We start from the raw sequence: 15,274 nt of genomic DNA on the forward strand, positions 1-15,274 counted from the left end.
TGTGTCGGCGTCCCGTGTCGGCGTCCGTGTCGGGCCTCCCGCGTCGGTGTCCCGTGTCGGGGCCCCGCGTCGTACGCGTCTCGTTTTCCGTATTTTCCGTACGGGGCGTGGGCTCAGACGACGCTGAGCAGCGCCGGGTCCCGTGGCAGCCGCAGTTCGTCCGCCGCCAGCGCCGCCGCGACGCACAGCGCCCCGTCCAGCGGATCCCCGGCCGCCTCGGTGACCCTGACCCCGGGCAGCCGCGCCGCCAGCTCCTCGCGCACGGGCGTCAGCAGCGGCGCGCCCATGCGGAACAGCCCGCCGGTGAGCGCCACCTCGCTCGACTCCAGCCGGGGGCAGACCGCCTCGGCGGCCTCGGCGACATGGCGGGCGGCGGTCCGCAGGATCGCCTCCGCGACCGGGTCCTCGGCGGCGCACCGGCCCACCTCGGGGGCGAAGGAGGCCAGGACGGCGGGGCGGTCGGGGCGCGGATACAGCTTCCCCGGCAGCCCGGTCGCGGGGCCGAACACGGCCTCCAGGCGGGCCAGCAGCGGCTTCGAGCCGCCGTCGCGCCCGTCGTACGCGCGCATCGCCGCCTCCAGGCCCGCCCGGCCGATCCACGCACCGCCGCCGCAGTCGCCCAGCAGATGGCCCCATCCGTCGGCACGCCGCCAGCCGGTGGCGGTCCAGCGGGTGTCCCCGCCTGGGGCCGTGGCGTCGGTATCGGAGGCGGCGTCCGTGCTGGACGCACCGCCTGTGACGGGCACGCCGCCCGCGCCGCCCGAGCCCTCCGCGGCTCCCTCCGGCACCGCCCCCAGCGCGATCAGCCCCGTCCCCGCCGCGACCACCGCGCCGGGGCGCTGGCCCAACGCCCCGGCGTACGCGGTCACCGCGTCCGCCGCGAGGGCGAGTCGCCGTACGCCCAAGGCGTCGGCGAGCGCGTCCGGGAGCCTGGCGCGCAGGTCGTCGCCGAGCGTGGCCATGCCCGTCGCGCCGACGCAGATCGCACCGAGGCGCCGGGCCCCGGCTTCGCGCAGCAGCTCCCGGGCGGCGGGCAGGACCCGGGCCAGCAGGTCCTCCGCGTCGATGCCCCGGTCGCCGACGACCGCGGGCGTGGACGAGGACCACGTCAGCGGTGGCGAGGACGACCTCAGCGGCGAGGACCACCTCATCGGCGAGGACGAGGTAAGCGGCGGGGACCCGGCCAGTGGGTCCTCCGCGGCGGAGCCGCCGTAGGCGTCCGCGCGGGCCACCCCCACCCGTACGCCGGAGCCGCCCGAATCGATCCCGAGCACATGCGTCGCCGCGGCGTCGGGCACCGTGTCGTCGGCCACCGGCTCAGCCGAATCCGCGCGAGTCCTGCTTGAGCGCCGTGTCCACGGTGAGGGCCGTGGCGATCACGAGGCTCAGCAGCGGATCGGGCAGCTGGCGGTGGATCTGGAGGACGTAGTTGTCCGCCGTCGTGAACATCGTCTTCGCCAGGCCCTCCCAGGTCTTGGTGATCCGGGCGACCTCGGTGTCCGTGTGGTCGACGATGGCGAAGTTCCAGGCCCGCCAGTTCTCCGCCTTGATGGCGCCGACCTGCTGGCCGTTGACGTGGATGCCGAAGTTGATCTTGCCGAAGACGTTCTGCTGGACGATCTCACCGACCGGCTGTCCGTCCGGACGGGTCACCAGCACCTTGGACTTCACGAACTTCGCGGGCCGGGTGAGCACCAGATGCGGCTGCCCGCCGGCGTCCCGGATCTCCAGCCGGTGCGTCATGAACTGGTCGAGGCTCGAGACGAACCGCGCGACCTTCTTCAGCGTGCTCTGGCCGACCTGGACCACCGAACCGATGGTGCGCCCGTGCTGGTCGAAGACGCTGTACTCATTGGTGAGCTCGATCAGCTTGGCCTTCTGGTTCACCACCAGCACCGGTTCGGTGAACAGCGTGCCGCCGCCGCCCGCCGTCGGCCCCACATGCGCCTGCTGCTGCACCTGGTGCTGGACCTTGCCGGGGTTGGGGTTGGGCGGGGCGGCCTGCTGCTGCGGCGGGGGCTGTCCGGGCTGGCCCGCGTGCGTATGGGCGGTCCACTGTGCGCCGTCCCACCAGCGCAGCTGGTTCGGCGTGCCCTGCGGGTCGGCGTACCAGCCCGCGGGGGTGTTCGTAGGTGATGTCATGGCGGGCAGACTACCCCTCGCCCACCTGGAACGATGGGGTCAGGGAAGGCGCCAGTCGACGGGCTGCGCCCCCTGCTGTGCCAGCAGCTCATTGGCGCGGCTGAAGGGACGGGAGCCGAAGAATCCGCGGTCGGCGGACATGGGGGAGGGGTGCGCGGACTCGACCGCCGGAAGGCTGCCCAGCAGCGGCCGTACGTTACGGGCGTCGCGGCCCCACAGGATGGCCACCAGGGGGCGGCCGCGCCCGGCCAGCGCCCGGATGGCCTGCTCGGTGACCTCCTCCCAGCCCTTGCCGCGGTGGGCGGCGGGGCGGCGCGGGGCCGTGGTGAGCGCCTTGTTGAGCAGCAGCACGCCCTGCTGGGTCCAGGGCGTCAGATCGCCGTTGGACGGGCGCGGCAGCCCGAGGTCGGTGTGCAGCTCGCGGTAGATGTTCTCCAGGCTGCCGGGCAGCGGACGCACCTCGGGCGCCACCGAGAAGCTGAGCCCCACCGCGTGTCCGGGGGTGGGATACGGGTCCTGACCCACGATCAGCACCTTCACCTCGTCGAAGGGCTGCTGGAAGGCGCGCAGCACATTCGGCCCGGCGGGCAGATAGGTGCGGCCTGCCGCGATCTCGGCCCGCAGGAAGTCGCCCATCGCCGCGATGCGTTCCTCGACGGGCTCGAGTGCCTTGGCCCAGCCCGCTTCCACAATGTCATTCAAGGGTCGTGCTGCCACACCGCGTCACTCTAGTGGCTCAGCGGGTGCCCGCGTGCCACCTCACGATCACTCTCAGCCGATCACGGCGATCGCCCTCACGATCACCGCGGTCACTCTCAGTCGATCACCGCGGCCCGGACGCACAGCACATCGGGGAGATGGCGGGCGATCTGCCGCCAGCTCTCGCCCTCGTCGGCGCTCGCGTACACCTCGCCGTTGCGATTGCCGAAGTAGACCCCGGCCGGATCGGCGTCATCGGTGCGCAGCGCGTCTCTCAGCACCACCCCGTAGTGGGGCTCGCCCGGCAGTCCGGCGCACCGCTCCTCCCAGCTGGCGCCCGCGTCCTCGGTGCGGAACACCCGGCAGCGGTAGCCCGGGGGGTAGCGGTCCGAGCCGTCGGTGGCCGGGAAGACGTACGCGACGCCGCTCCGGCGCGGATGGACGGCGACCGCGAAGCCGAAGTCCGCCGGGAGGCCCTCGCCGATCTCCGCCCAGTGCGCCCCGCCGTCGTCGCTGCGGTACACCCCGCCGTGGTTCTGGAGATAGAGCCGGTCGAGGTCGACCGGATCCCGGGCGATCTTGTGGACGCACTGCCCGAACTCGGGATACTGATCCGGCAGGAAATCCGCCCTGAGCCCGCTGTTGGACGGCGCCCAGCTCTCCCCGCCGTCCGCGGAGCGGTACACCCCACCGGAGGACACGGCGACCATGAGCGCCCGCGGGTCCCTGGGATCGGTGATGACCGTGTGCACGGCCTGCCCGCCGAACCCCTCGCCCCACTCCGGCCGCTGGGGGTGGTCCCACAGGCTGCGGACGAACGCGAAGGTCTCCCCGCCGTCCTCGGAGCGGAACAGCGCGCCCGGCTGGGTGCCCGCGTAGACCACCCCCGGCGCGTCGGCCCCGGCGGGCTCCAGCTGCCACACCCGCTCCAGCGAGGTGTCGGTGCCCTCGGGGAACTTCACCGCGGGCCTGGCGGGCTCGTGCCAGCTCGCCCCGAGGTCGTCGGAGCGGAAGACCGAGGGGCCCCAGTGCGAGCTGTCCGCCCCGGCCAGCAGCCGGGGGCGGTCGCCCCGGGTGTCGATGCCGACGGAGTACACCGCCTGCATGGGGAAGTGGGGGCCGGTGAAGTCCCAGCCCCCGCCGCCGGGGCGGCCGAGGAAGAGACCCTTGCGGGTGCCGATGGCGAGCAGGACATCGTTCATGACGGCTCACTCCTTGGAGTGCGAGACGGGACGGCGGAACGGATGGATGTGTCCGTCATCACAGAGTCTGCACCCACCCACTGACAACGGCCCGGAAGCAGCCGCGTCACCCGAGGGCTCACGCGCCACGGGAGGTCATGCGCGTCGTACGAGAGGCTTCGTAATTTGACGATCGTCGTACTACGATGGTTACCGTATTAGGCGGTGGTCCGGCCGGACCCCACGAGGAGAAACGGAGACGTTCATGAGTGCCCTCTTCGACCCCTTCACCCTGCGGTCGCTGACCATCCCCAACCGCCTCTGGATGTCGCCCATGTGCCAGTACTGCGCGGACCCGGACAAGGGCGCCGGGGTTCCGCACGACTGGCACTTCGTCCACTACGGCGCCCGTGCCGCCGGCGGCACCGGGCTGATCCTGGTCGAGGCGACGGCCGTGTCCCCCGAGGGCCGCATCAGCCCCGGAGACCTCGGCATCTGGAACGACACCCAGGTCGAGGCGTTCGTGAAGATCGTCGACTTCCTCAAGGGGCAGGGCACCGTCCCGGGCATCCAGCTCGCCCATGCCGGCCGTAAGGCGTCCACCGACGCTCCCTGGAGGGGCGGTGCCCCGCTCGGCGCCGACCAGCGGGGCTGGCAGCCGCTGGGGCCGAGCCCGGTCCCGTTCGACGAGGGCCATCCGGTGCCGGACGAGCTGTCCGAGGCGCGGATCGGTGAGATCGTCCGCCAGTTCGCGGACGCCGCGCGGCGCGCGCTCGCGGCCGGTTTCGAGGTGGCCGAGATCCACGGCGCCCACGGCTACCTCATCGGCGAGTTCCTCTCCCCGCACAGCAACCACCGCACCGACGGCTACGGCGGCTCCTTCGAGAACCGCGTCCGCTTCGCCCTGGAGGTCGTCGACGCGGTCCGCGCGGTCTGGCCGGACGAGCTGCCGCTGTTCTTCCGCATCTCCGCCACCGACTGGCTGGAGGAGAACGGCTGGACCCTGGACGACACCGTCCGGCTCGCCGCCCTGCTGAAGGACCACGGCGTGGACCTCCTCGACGTCTCCAGCGGAGGCAACGCCGCCGGTGTGCGCATTCCGGTGGAGCCGGGCTACCAGGTGCCGTTCGCCGCGCGGGTGCGCCGGGAGACCGGGCTGCCGGTGGCCGCGGTCGGGCTGATCACCGAGGCGGAGCAGGCCGAGAAGATCGTCACCAATGGCGAGGCGGACGCCGTGCTGCTGGGCCGCGAGCTGCTCCGTGACCCCTACTTCGCCCGCCGTGCGGCGGCCGAACTGGGCGGTCAGGTGCACAACCCGGACCAGTACCACCGCGCGGTCCGCTAAGCGCTCCGCTGGAAGTGCCGCGATGCGTCGTCGGCCGTCTGCGGCGCCGTCGTGGCCGGTCCCACGCGGCGGAGCCGCATATCGACACAGCCGCGCGGCGGAGCCGCACATCGACACAGCCCCGCGCCCCTTCGGGGCGTTGTCGAGCCAGAGCGGACTTCCTCCGACCTGCTGAGCCCCCGAACGCCGTCGCCGTCCCACCCCGGGGCCTCGCGTAGTTCGAGCTGACGTAGTACGGCGATCGTCAAACTACACTGGAGGTCCCGGAACAAGGCGATGAGGAGCAGCCGTGCAGACGCAGACCACGCCGACCGCGCCCCAGTCCCAGCCGCAGGCGTCGTCCCAGCCCCAGGCGTCCGGGCGCTCGCTGGAGCATCCGCGGCGCGAGGCGATCCGCCTCGAGGATGTGCTGCACGCGCTCTCCGACCCCATGCGGATGCGGGTGGTGCGGACGCTCGCCGAGGAGGAGGAGACCTGCGAGCTGTCCTGTTCGGTCTTCGACCTGCCGGTCAGCAAGTCCACCACCACCCACCACTTCCGGGTGCTGCGCGAATGCGGGGTGATCCACCAGATCTACCGGGGCACCGCCAAGATGAACGCGCTGCGCCGCGCCGACCTAGACGCGCTGTTCCCCGGACTGCTCGACAGTGTCCTCGCCGCCGCGGCCCTCCAGGAGGGGCGCCTCGGCGGCGACCGGGGCTGAAGTCCGTCCGCCGGGCACGTGGTTGAAGAGCAGGTTCAGCGCGATCGCGGTGACGCACCCGGCGCTGATCCCGCTGTCCATCACCGTCTGGAACCAGTCCGGGAACTCCTTGTAGATCCCCGGCACACCCACCGGCAGCAGCCCCACGGCGACCGAGACCGCCACCACCGTCAGGTTGTGGTTGTCCCGGAAGTCCACCCCGGCCAGTGTGCGCAGCCCGCTCGCCGCGACCGTACCGAACATCACCAGGCCCGCACCGCCCAGCACCGGGGCCGGGATCGCCGCCACCACCGCGCCCAGCTTCGGGGCCAGCCCGAGCAGCACCAGCAGGCCGCCCGCGGCCGCCACCACCCAGCGGCTGCGCACCCGGGTCATCCCCACCAGGCCGACGTTCTGCGCGAAGGCGGTGTACGGGAAGGTGTTGAAGACCCCGCCGAGCACGGTCGCGGCGCCGTCCGCGCGCAGCCCGTCCGCCAGCCGCCGCCCGTCGACCGGGCGCTCGGTCAGCTCGCCCACCGCGATGAAGTCGCCGGTGGTCTCGGTCATCGTCACCAGCGCGACGACCAGCATGGACACCACGGCCGGGGCCTCGAACGCAGGGGCGCCGAAGTGGAACGGGGTGGAGACGCCGACCCAGTGGGCGTCGCCCACCCCGGAGAAGTCGGTGAGGCCCAGGGGTATCGCGGCCGCCGTCCCGGCCACGATCCCCACCAGCACCGCCACCCGGCCGAGGAATCCGGGCGCGAAGCGCTGCACGGCCAGGACGAGGACCAGCACCCCGGCGGCCAGGCCCAGGTTCTTCGGCGCGCCGAAGTCCGGCGCGCCCTGGCCGCCCGCCGCCCAGTTGCCCGCGACCGGCAGCAGCGAAAGGCCGATGACCAGTATCACCGTGCCGGTCACCAGCGGCGGGAAGAACCGCAGCAGCCGCCCGAAGACCGGCGCCAGCACGATCATCGCCACCCCGGCCACGATCACCGAGCCGTAGATCGCCGGCAGCCCGCCGCCCTCCGTGCCGATCAGCACCATGGGGGTGACCGCCGCGAAGGTGCAGCCCTGCATGATCGGCAGCCGGACGCCGAACCGCCACAGCCCCACGCACTGGAGGACCGTGGCGATACCGCACAGCAGCAGATCGGCGTTGATGAGATACGCCAGATCGGCGGGGGACAGCTTCATCGCCCCGCCGACGATCAGGGGCACGGCCACCGCGCCCGCGTACATGGCCAGCACATGCTGGAGTCCGAAGGCGGCGAGCCGGCCGGGCGGCGGCACCTCGTCCACGGGATGGCGTACGGACGTCATGGCGGCTCCTCGCGCGGCGCGTGGTTGGGCGGCGGATCGGGGTGAGGCGACCGTAGAAGACTTAAACAATCTGTTGATTTCAGGGGTGTTGCCGCCCTGTGTCAACCCCATGGACCGCGCGGACTTGCCGTCTTGCGGCAACCCCATGGACCGCACGGACCCCGCGGCCGGCCGGTGGAAGCCGAGGCTCGCCCGGCCCGGATCACTCCCGCCCGCGCGCCGCGCCCAGCAGCCCCGTCCAGTCCGGGATCTTCACCTTCGTACGCCCCAGCGCCTCGCCCAGCGCCTCCTCGGCCGCCTCGATCCGCAGCCAGCCGGTCCACTCCACCGGCTCCACCCCCGCCTCGCGCAGCGCGCGCAGCGGATCCGCCACCACCGGGCGGGCGGCGAGCGCGTCCGCGTCGGCCAGCAGCGAGGCCACGGTCTCCTTCGCACACGGCCGGTTGGTGCCGATCACTCCGGTCGGGCCGCGCTTGATCCACCCGGCCACGTACTCCCCGGGCGAGGGCTCACCGCCGCGCAGCACCCGTCCCGCCGCGTTGGGGACCGTGCCGCGCTCCTCGTCGAACGGCAGCCCCGGCAGCGGCACCCCCCGGTAGCCCACCGACCGCAGCACCAACGGCGCCTCGATGTCCTCGAACACCCCGGTGCCCGCCACCCCGCCGCGCCCGTCCGGCGCGGTCCGCTCGAAGCGCACCGCGCGCACCGCGCCCTCGCCGAGCAGCGCCACCGGCTTGAGGAAGAACCGCAGATGGATCCGGCGCGGGCGGCCCGTGGGCTCGCGGCGCGCCCAGTCGCGCAGCACCTCGACATTGCGCCGGTTGATCCCCGGCAGCCCCGACGGGTCCTCGTACGCCGGGTCCAGCGACAGCTCCTCGGGGCGCACCAGCACCTCGGCGCCGGTCAGCGCGCCCAGCTCCCGCAGCTCCTTGGTGGTGAACTTCGCCTGCGACGGCCCGCGCCTGCCGACCATGTGGATGTCCGAGACCCGGCTCTCGGACAGCGCCCCGAGGGCGGCGTGCGGCACATCGGTGGGCCTCAGCTCCTCCGCCCCACGGGCCAGGATGCGCGCCACGTCCACCGCGACATTGCCCACCCCGATCACGACGGCGGAACTCGCCCCGAGCGCGAAGGCGTCGACGGTCGCGTCCGGATGGGCGCTGTACCAGGAGACGAACTCGGTCGCGGAAAAGCTGCCCGGCAGCTCCTCGCCCGGAACGCCGAGCCGCCGGTCGGTGGCCGCGCCCACGCAGTAGACCACCGCGTGGTAGAGCCCCAGCAGCCGCTCGGGCACCAGCGGGGGCGGGCCCACCTGCACATTGCCGAGGAAGCTGACCCGGGGGTGCTCCAGGACCGCGCGCAGTGTGTTCTGCAGGGACTTGATCTTCTCGTGGTCGGGCGCGACACCGTAGCGCACCAGCCCGTACGGACAGGGCAGCCGGTCCAGCACATGCACCGACACCTCGGGGACGGCCTGCTGCTGGACGAGCGCTTGGGCGGCGTACACCCCGCTCGGCCCGGAACCGATGACCGCGACGCGAAGCACGAGGAGCTCCTTCCGCAGGATGTCTCCAGCATCCCACCCGGTGGGGCGCCCTGTCCGGCACTACGCGCCGAGGGGCCGGCCCGGGTGACACCGCCCGGCCGCCGGTCCACGGGCCCGCGACCGCGCCGCGACCGCGCCGCGACCGCGCCGCGAGCGCGGCTCGAAGCCGGTCCAACGGCCCCTCCGGGCTCCGTGTGCCGCCCGCTACGGCATCCGCCGCCCCTACGACATCCGCCGCCCGCTGCGGCATCCGCCGCCCCCTACGGCATCCGCCCCCCCGCTACGACATCTGCCGCATCCGCCGGATCTCGCTGCTCTGCTGCGCGATCACGTCGTTCGCCATCTCCTCCACCCGGATGTTGTTGCCCTGGGCCAGCACATCCGTGGCCATGGCGACCGCGCCCCGGTGGTGGGTGATCATCAGCTTGAGGAAGAGCGCGTCGAAGTCGGCGCCCTTGGCGGCGCGCAGCCGGGCGAGCTGGGCCTCGGTGGCCATCCCCGGCATCCTCGCGTCATGGCCCTCGTGGCCGCCCCCGTCGCCGCCCTCGGGCTCGCCGCCTTCCGTCTTCTGCCAGGCGCGCATCGCCTCGATCTCCGGCTTCTGCCCGGACGCGATGCGCTCCGCGAGCCGCTTGACCTTCGCCGACTTGGCGCGGTCGGCGGCGAGGTCGGTCATCACCAGGGCCTGCCGGTGGTGCTCGATCATCATGCGGACGTAGGAGCGGTCGGCCGAGTTGGGGGAGTCGTCGTCGCCCGCCTTCGCCGCCTCCTCGGCCGACAGCTTCTTCGCCGCCTCGCCGGGCTTGCCCGGCGCGATCACCGCGGGCTTTCCGTCCTTGCCCTTCCCCGCGTCGGCCCCGCCGCCGCTCTCCGCGTCACAGCCGGTCAGGAAGAGCGTCAGGGCGGCCGCCGCCGCGGCGGCCGCGAGGGATGCGGAGTGGAGCGTCGTACGGCGGTTCAACACCGTGGCCTCCTGGGGCGCTTGGGATCCGCAGACCGTCTTAGCACGTCAGCGGCGCTCCCGGTCCGGGCGAGTTGGGAAAATCTCTTTACGAACATGTTGCTACCTGTTGTGGTGTACATGGATAGAGCGATACTTCCCCCGGTCCGTCAACCGTTCAACTCCGAACGGAGACGGCGACAAAGGGAGGACGCAGTGAAGCCGTGGGAAAGACCTCCACAGCGGCGCAGATACCTCGGTGCGGCCGTGGCCGCCTTCGGACTGGTGGCCACCTTGCTGGCCGCGGGCCCGGCGGCCGCGACGCCCGACCCAGGTGACGCTCCCCACAAGGAGCGGGTGACCAAGAGCCAGCAGTCGGAAGCCAGGGCCGCCATCGAGAACGGCGACATCCCCGGCGTGGACCAGATCGTCCACAGCGACAATGTCAGCCATCTCACCAACATCCCCAAGCAGGACCTCAAGGGCGTCAACTCCGACCTGGCCTTCCAGGGCAGGTACGCCTTCGCGGGCAACTACGACGGCTTCGTCATCTACGACATCAGCCGGCCGAAGAGCCCGAAGATCGTGAGCCAGGTGCTCTGCCCGGGCTCGCAGAACGATGTGTCGGTCTCAGGAGACCTGCTCTTCCTGTCCACCGACTCCTCGCGCAGCGACAACTCCTGCAACAGCACCACCCAGCCGGCGACCGAGAAGTCCTCGTGGGAGGGCATGAAGGTCTTCGACATCAGCGACAAGCGGAACCCGAAGTACGTCGCCGCCGTCGAGACCTCCTGCGGTTCGCACACCCACACCCTGGTGCCCGAGCGCAAGGACGTGTACATCTACGTCTCCTCGTACTCGCCCAGCGCCACCTTCCCGGACTGCCAGCCTCCGCACGACGGCATCTCCGTCATCAAGGTGCCCCGTTCGGCGCCCGAGAAGGCCGCGGTCATCGACTTCCCCGTGCTCTTCCCGGACGGCGGAAACCCCGGTGCGCCCACCAACCCCGGCGTCTCCCAGACCACCGGCTGCCATGACCTCACCACGTTCCCCAAGCTGAAGCTGGCGGCGGGCGCGTGCATGGGCGACGGCATTCTGCTCGACATCGCCGACCCCGCGAAGCCGCGGGTCATCGACCGGGTCGAGGACAACGTCAACTTCGCCTTCTGGCACTCGGCCACCTTCAACGAGCGCGGCACCAAGGTCGTGTTCACCGATGAGCTGGGCGGCGGCGTCGCCGCCACCTGCAACGCCGAGGTGGGCCAGGACCGCGGCGCGGACGGGATCTACGACATCGTCGGCAAGGGCGACAAGCGCAAGCTGGTCTTCCGGAGCTACTTCAAGATCCCGCGCCACCAGGCCGACACCGAGAACTGCGTGGCCCACAACGGCTCGCTGATCCCGGCCAAGGGCCGCGACATCATGGTCCAGGCGTGGTACCAGGGCGGCGTGTCCGTCTGGGACTTCACCGACTCCGACCGGCCCAAGGAGATCGGCTACTTCGAGCGCGGGCCGCTCTCCAGCGACACGCTCATCACCGGCGGCTCCTGGTCCGCGTACTACTACAACGGCTACATCTACTCCAACGACATCGACAAGGGCTTCGACGTCCTGAAGATCCGCGACCGGCGCACCGACAGCGCCGAGTCGGTCCGGCTGCCCGAGCTCAACACGCAGACGCAGCCCGACTACCGCTGAGCGCGGGCTCCCTAGCCCAGAGTGCTCATCCGGCTCCCGCCGGGCGGTTCATCGCCCGGCGGGAGCCCCAGCTCCCAGTCCAGTTCGTAGCGGTGGAACAGCTCCGCACGCAGCCGCTCGGGCGCCATCGGCGCGCCCGGCAGCAGCACCGCGACCACCGCGCCCATCAGCAGGGCGCGCAGCAGCCGGTAGTCGGTCTCGGGGTCCTCGGAGCCGTACCGCGTGATGGTGTCCCGCAGCAGGCCGGCCAGCCGCTGCTGCTCGGCGCACTGGATGAAGCCCTCGGCCGTGAGGATCCCCGCCATGTGTGTCCGCATCAGCCGGGGCCGGTCCCGGGCCAGGCCCAGGATCGCGTCGATCGCCCGCGCCAGCAGCTCCCGCCCGGCCCCCTCGCCCTCCGGCCGCGGCTCCCGCTCGAGCCCCCGGGCCAGCTCCATGTGCATCAGCCGGTGCACGGCCGTCTGCAGCAGCTGCCGCTTGCCCGGGAAGTAGTACGACACCAGTCCGCGGGCCGCCCCGGCCCGGTCGGCGATATCGGCGAGGGTGGTCGCCTCGTAGCCGCGCTCGCCGATCAGCTCGACCGTCGCCTCCAGCAGACGGACCTGGGATCGGCGCCGCAACTCCTCATTGACCGACGGGCTTCGGGGGACCATGCTGTAACTCCTGCGTTGGCTGGCTGTCAGCCAATATACTCAGGGGACGTACGGATGTCCGCCGTTCCCCTGAGGGTGGCCGCATGTCTCCGCCGGTTCGGGCGACACGGGGGGATCGCCCGAACCGGTGGGTTCGCACCTTTCGGCGTCACGATCACCGGTGCCGGACTCGGCGGCCTCACGCTCGCCCGGCACCTGGCCGGCCAGGGAACAGCGTTCCCGAGAAGTCGAACAGGGCGGCTTTTACGTCATAGTTGACGCTCCCTCATCTTCGGTGCGGCCAGGAGCCAGGACTTCCGGCACCGTAAGCCGTGGGCCCGGCCCCGTTCGGCCATCGGCGCATCCGTTTCGGCCGATTTGCCGGTAGATAAATCCCGGCCGAATCAAGGCGCAGGGTTTAGGGGAATCATGAGGCGGAGGCTGTTTATGGTCTCGCTGTCGTGGTGATCATACAGGGGTCAATCCCCGTAACTCCGCGACGAGTCGGGGCAGGCGATATCTGCTGAGCGCGAGGAGGTTGCCGGTAATGGTACGTGACATGACGTTGAGGCAACCGGGGGATGGCCACGGGTTGGGTGCATGCCGGTCCGGAGTCCGCTGCGGCGGGCGTGGAGCGGCAACCGGCCGGGGTGGCTGCTGGTAAACGCCAGCTTTGCACAACGAAAAGAACGGTTCCGGTTCCACAACCGGCGCATAGGCTGAGATGTATTCGCGTCGGCATGCCGCACTGTCCTTTTCCTTGCGCGCCGGCGCCGGTGGCGTCCCGCTCTTCTGAGGTGTGCGGACAGGCCACCCGCTCAGTCAAGCGCTCAGTCAAGACTGATCGCAGCCAAGCGTGATCACACGGGGGCACACGGGGGAAGGAAACCGTGGCTGAGGTCACAACCGGTGGAAGGTATCGCTCCGGTTGTGTCTCTGCTTATATGACCGTCAGCGCACAGGCCCCCACCGGAGGTGATCCACATCAGAGAATTCGCCGCCGCCGACGCAGCGGATATCTGTCTCGTCAGAGAAATTATCTTCCGCAGGATGGATGACTGCGGAGATCAACTCATCGCTCAAACGCACCCCCCCACAGCGAGGACTGATGAGTATGGGACTGACAGATTATCAATCCGAGCTCCGCGACGTACTCGGCACGGCAGCAAAAGGCAATGGCGGCCTTCTTCAAGTGATCGGGGGGCCCGGTGTCGGGAAGACCACCTTATTGGAAAGTCTGAAGGAGCAGGCGGCCGCATCGGGTGCGGTCTGTCTCACGGCGTCCGGATTCGCGGACGACACCGCCATTCCGTTCAATATCGCGGAACAGTTGATCCGATCCTCCGCGGCCACCGGCGCATTGGATGTCGTGGCACGCTGGAGGACCGCCGCAGAGCGGTATGCGGAAGCCGAACGCGACCCGCTGAGATGTCTGGTCCGGGAGATATCGGATGTGCTGTACCGCATCGCGGGCGGCAGACAACTGATCCTCGCGGTCGATGATGCCGAACATGCCGACCACCCCTCCCTGATGTGCCTTCTGCATATCGCCCGGCATGCGTCCGGCACCCGCACGCTCGTCGTGCTGACCAGCGGGCAGGCCCACCACCTGGGCCCCCGCGTCCACAGCTGCCACCACCTCTACAAGATCGATATCGGCACCCTCCCGGAGCGCGAGGTCGGACGCCTGCTGGAGCGGTACGGCGACGCCGGCCTGGCCGGCCGGATCCGCGCCTCCTGCCACGCCATCAGCGGTGGCAACCCGAGGCTGGTCAAGGCCCTGCTGCGGGACCACCTCAAGGCCGCTCGGAGCGGGGCGGGCGCGGATGTCACGGTCGGAGCGGAGTTCCAGGAGTCCTACCGACGGTGCCTGTTGAGCCATCAGGCGCTGCTCCAGGTGGCGCAGGCGCTCGCCGTGCTCGGCCCGTACGGCAGCCCCTGGCGCGTGGCCAGTCTGCTCGAATACGGTGAGGAACGCGCGTCCCGGGCCATGGACCTCCTCAACTCGGCAGGCCTGCTGGAGGACGGGCGCTTCCGGCACCCCGCGGCCCGTTCCGTCGTGCTGGAGACACTGGCGGCCGCGGACCGGGCCCGCCTCAGCGCGAAAGCGGCCGAACTTCTCTATGCCGACGGGGCCGACCCGATCGCGGTGGCGGAGCTCTTGGTTACTGCCGACAAAACGCCGGATCAAAAGGGCGTGGCGGTGCTCTGGCAGGCCGCCCAGAAGAATCTCGACGAGGGGTGTACGGAGGAAGCGATCGCCAGTCTGCGGCTCGCCGACCGCGCGGACCTCAGCCGGCGGGAGCACATGGACATTCTCATGGCGCTGGTCGGCGCGTTATGGTCCAGCAATCCGGCGACCGCCGAACCCGAGCTGGACCGCCTGCTGGCCGAGATCCGGGCGGAATCCCCCGCGGACATCCCGGAGCAGTATCAGTGCTTCCTGCTCTTCATGGTGCTGTGGTTCGGCCGGTACGGCGATGCGGAAGAGATCTTCACATGGTCGTCGGACGGCGGTGACACCGTTACCGCGTCCTGCACGGCCGCTCTGCGGGTGACCCGGCAGTGGGTCACGTTCCTCAAACCCATGCTGATCCACGACTTTCCCGGGCAGGATGCCCCGGAGGGGGAAGTCGACGGTTTGTGGGCGGCCAATCTGGAGCACGGTCTCCAGCTCTCCGTGGACGAGCTGGGGATCGAGATCGGGCATCTTCAGGATCCTCGGCAGGTGGCGGACTTCTCCCCCGACGCCATGCACCTGCTGTCGCCCTCCAACCATTTCTGGTTCGCTTACGCATACGCCTGCCGGATCGTTTGGGCATTGGCCGCCAGGGGAGAATCGGAAGCGGCGGACCGGCTGTGCGGGGCGCTTTTCACCGCGGCCGACAAGCTGAACATGAAGACCCCGTGCGCCGTCGCCCTGTCCATGCGTGCCTATATCCGATGCCGCCACGGGGACTTCACCACAGCCATTGATCTCGCGGGTAGGGCATTGCGGTCCATCCCGCCGCGCGGCTGGGGCGTCGCCATTGGATTGCCGCTGTCCGTGCTGGTGGCGGCCCACACCGCCATCGGCAGACTCGAAG

The 15,274-nt window shown here is 70.9% G+C and carries 12 protein-coding genes; 4 read left to right on the forward strand and 8 right to left on the reverse strand.

Features of this window, described 5'->3' with window-relative positions; all coding sequences use genetic code 11:
• Window positions 1–113 precede the first annotated feature (113 nt).
• From IEJ02_RS13495 to IEJ02_RS13510, 4 genes are all read right to left on the reverse strand, one after another.
• On the reverse strand, window positions 114–1,274 hold the full coding sequence (locus tag IEJ02_RS13495) for an N-acetylglucosamine kinase (protein WP_370467034.1): 1,161 nt from the start codon (window positions 1,272–1,274) through the stop codon (window positions 114–116).
• Between the two features lie 43 nt (window positions 1,275–1,317).
• Entirely contained in the window at window positions 1,318–2,142 is an 825-nt protein-coding gene (locus IEJ02_RS13500; RefSeq protein WP_137976798.1) for an LURP-one-related family protein, read from the reverse strand.
• Window positions 2,143–2,181: 39 nt separating this feature from the next.
• On the reverse strand, window positions 2,182–2,859 hold the full coding sequence (locus IEJ02_RS13505) for a uracil-DNA glycosylase (protein WP_191065060.1): 678 nt from the start codon (window positions 2,857–2,859) through the stop codon (window positions 2,182–2,184).
• A gap of 98 nt (window positions 2,860–2,957) precedes the next feature.
• Window positions 2,958–4,043 (reverse strand): WD40/YVTN/BNR-like repeat-containing protein, encoded by a 1,086-nt coding sequence (locus tag IEJ02_RS13510; protein WP_191065061.1) that lies wholly within the window; start codon window positions 4,041–4,043, stop codon window positions 2,958–2,960.
• A gap of 244 nt (window positions 4,044–4,287) precedes the next feature.
• Here IEJ02_RS13510 and IEJ02_RS13515 point away from each other — a divergent pair, with 244 nt between their 5' ends.
• Window positions 4,288–5,367 carry an NADH:flavin oxidoreductase/NADH oxidase gene (locus IEJ02_RS13515; RefSeq protein ID WP_191065062.1) on the forward strand — a complete coding sequence of 360 codons (1,080 nt, stop codon included), beginning with the start codon at window positions 4,288–4,290 and terminating at the stop codon, window positions 5,365–5,367.
• 289 nt (window positions 5,368–5,656) lie between these two features.
• Complete coding sequence (locus IEJ02_RS13520; protein ID WP_317985788.1) at window positions 5,657–6,070, forward strand: ArsR/SmtB family transcription factor; 414 nt, start codon at window positions 5,657–5,659, stop codon at window positions 6,068–6,070.
• On the opposite strand, the gene IEJ02_RS13525 is transcribed toward IEJ02_RS13520, so the two are convergent.
• The 3 genes from IEJ02_RS13525 to IEJ02_RS13535 form a co-directional block, all read right to left on the reverse strand.
• A complete protein-coding gene (locus IEJ02_RS13525) occupies window positions 5,984–7,372 on the reverse strand; it encodes a nucleobase:cation symporter-2 family protein (protein ID WP_191065063.1) in 1,389 nt (462 codons plus the stop codon). The genes IEJ02_RS13520 and IEJ02_RS13525 overlap by 87 nt on opposite strands.
• Window positions 7,373–7,574: 202 nt before the next feature.
• Entirely contained in the window at window positions 7,575–8,918 is a 1,344-nt protein-coding gene (locus tag IEJ02_RS13530; RefSeq protein ID WP_191065064.1) for an FAD-dependent oxidoreductase, read from the reverse strand.
• 280 nt (window positions 8,919–9,198) lie between these two features.
• A complete protein-coding gene (locus IEJ02_RS13535; protein ID WP_191065065.1) occupies window positions 9,199–9,882 on the reverse strand; it encodes a DUF305 domain-containing protein in 684 nt (227 codons plus the stop codon).
• Between the two features lie 192 nt (window positions 9,883–10,074).
• Here IEJ02_RS13535 and IEJ02_RS13540 point away from each other — a divergent pair, with 192 nt between their 5' ends.
• Window positions 10,075–11,556 (forward strand): LVIVD repeat-containing protein, encoded by a 1,482-nt coding sequence (locus tag IEJ02_RS13540; RefSeq protein ID WP_191065066.1) that lies wholly within the window; start codon window positions 10,075–10,077, stop codon window positions 11,554–11,556.
• Between the two features lie 11 nt (window positions 11,557–11,567).
• On the opposite strand, the gene IEJ02_RS13545 is transcribed toward IEJ02_RS13540, so the two are convergent.
• Window positions 11,568–12,209 carry a TetR/AcrR family transcriptional regulator gene (locus IEJ02_RS13545; protein ID WP_191065067.1) on the reverse strand — a complete coding sequence of 214 codons (642 nt, stop codon included), beginning with the start codon at window positions 12,207–12,209 and terminating at the stop codon, window positions 11,568–11,570.
• Window positions 12,210–13,302: 1,093 nt separating this feature from the next.
• Between IEJ02_RS13545 and IEJ02_RS13550 the strand changes: the two genes are divergently transcribed.
• A partial coding sequence (locus IEJ02_RS13550) for an AAA family ATPase (RefSeq protein ID WP_191065068.1) occupies window positions 13,303–15,274 on the forward strand: 1,972 nt, incomplete at its 3' end.

Origin of the sequence: Streptomyces sp. 5-10 (genome assembly GCF_014712245.1) — a bacterium.
GTDB classification, from domain to species: Bacteria; Actinomycetota; Actinomycetes; order Streptomycetales; family Streptomycetaceae; genus Streptomyces; species Streptomyces violaceusniger.

Coding starts and splice junctions, on each gene's coding strand:
- IEJ02_RS13500 (WP_137976798.1), bottom strand. CDS start 2,142: ATGACATCACCTACGAACACCCCCGCGGGCTGGTACGCCGACCCGCAG.
- IEJ02_RS13510 (WP_191065061.1), bottom strand. CDS start 4,043: ATGAACGATGTCCTGCTCGCCATCGGCACCCGCAAGGGTCTCTTCCTC.
- IEJ02_RS13515 (WP_191065062.1), top strand. CDS start 4,288: ATGAGTGCCCTCTTCGACCCCTTCACCCTGCGGTCGCTGACCATCCCC.
- IEJ02_RS13525 (WP_191065063.1), bottom strand. CDS start 7,372: ATGACGTCCGTACGCCATCCCGTGGACGAGGTGCCGCCGCCCGGCCGG.
- IEJ02_RS13545 (WP_191065067.1), bottom strand. CDS start 12,209: ATGGTCCCCCGAAGCCCGTCGGTCAATGAGGAGTTGCGGCGCCGATCC.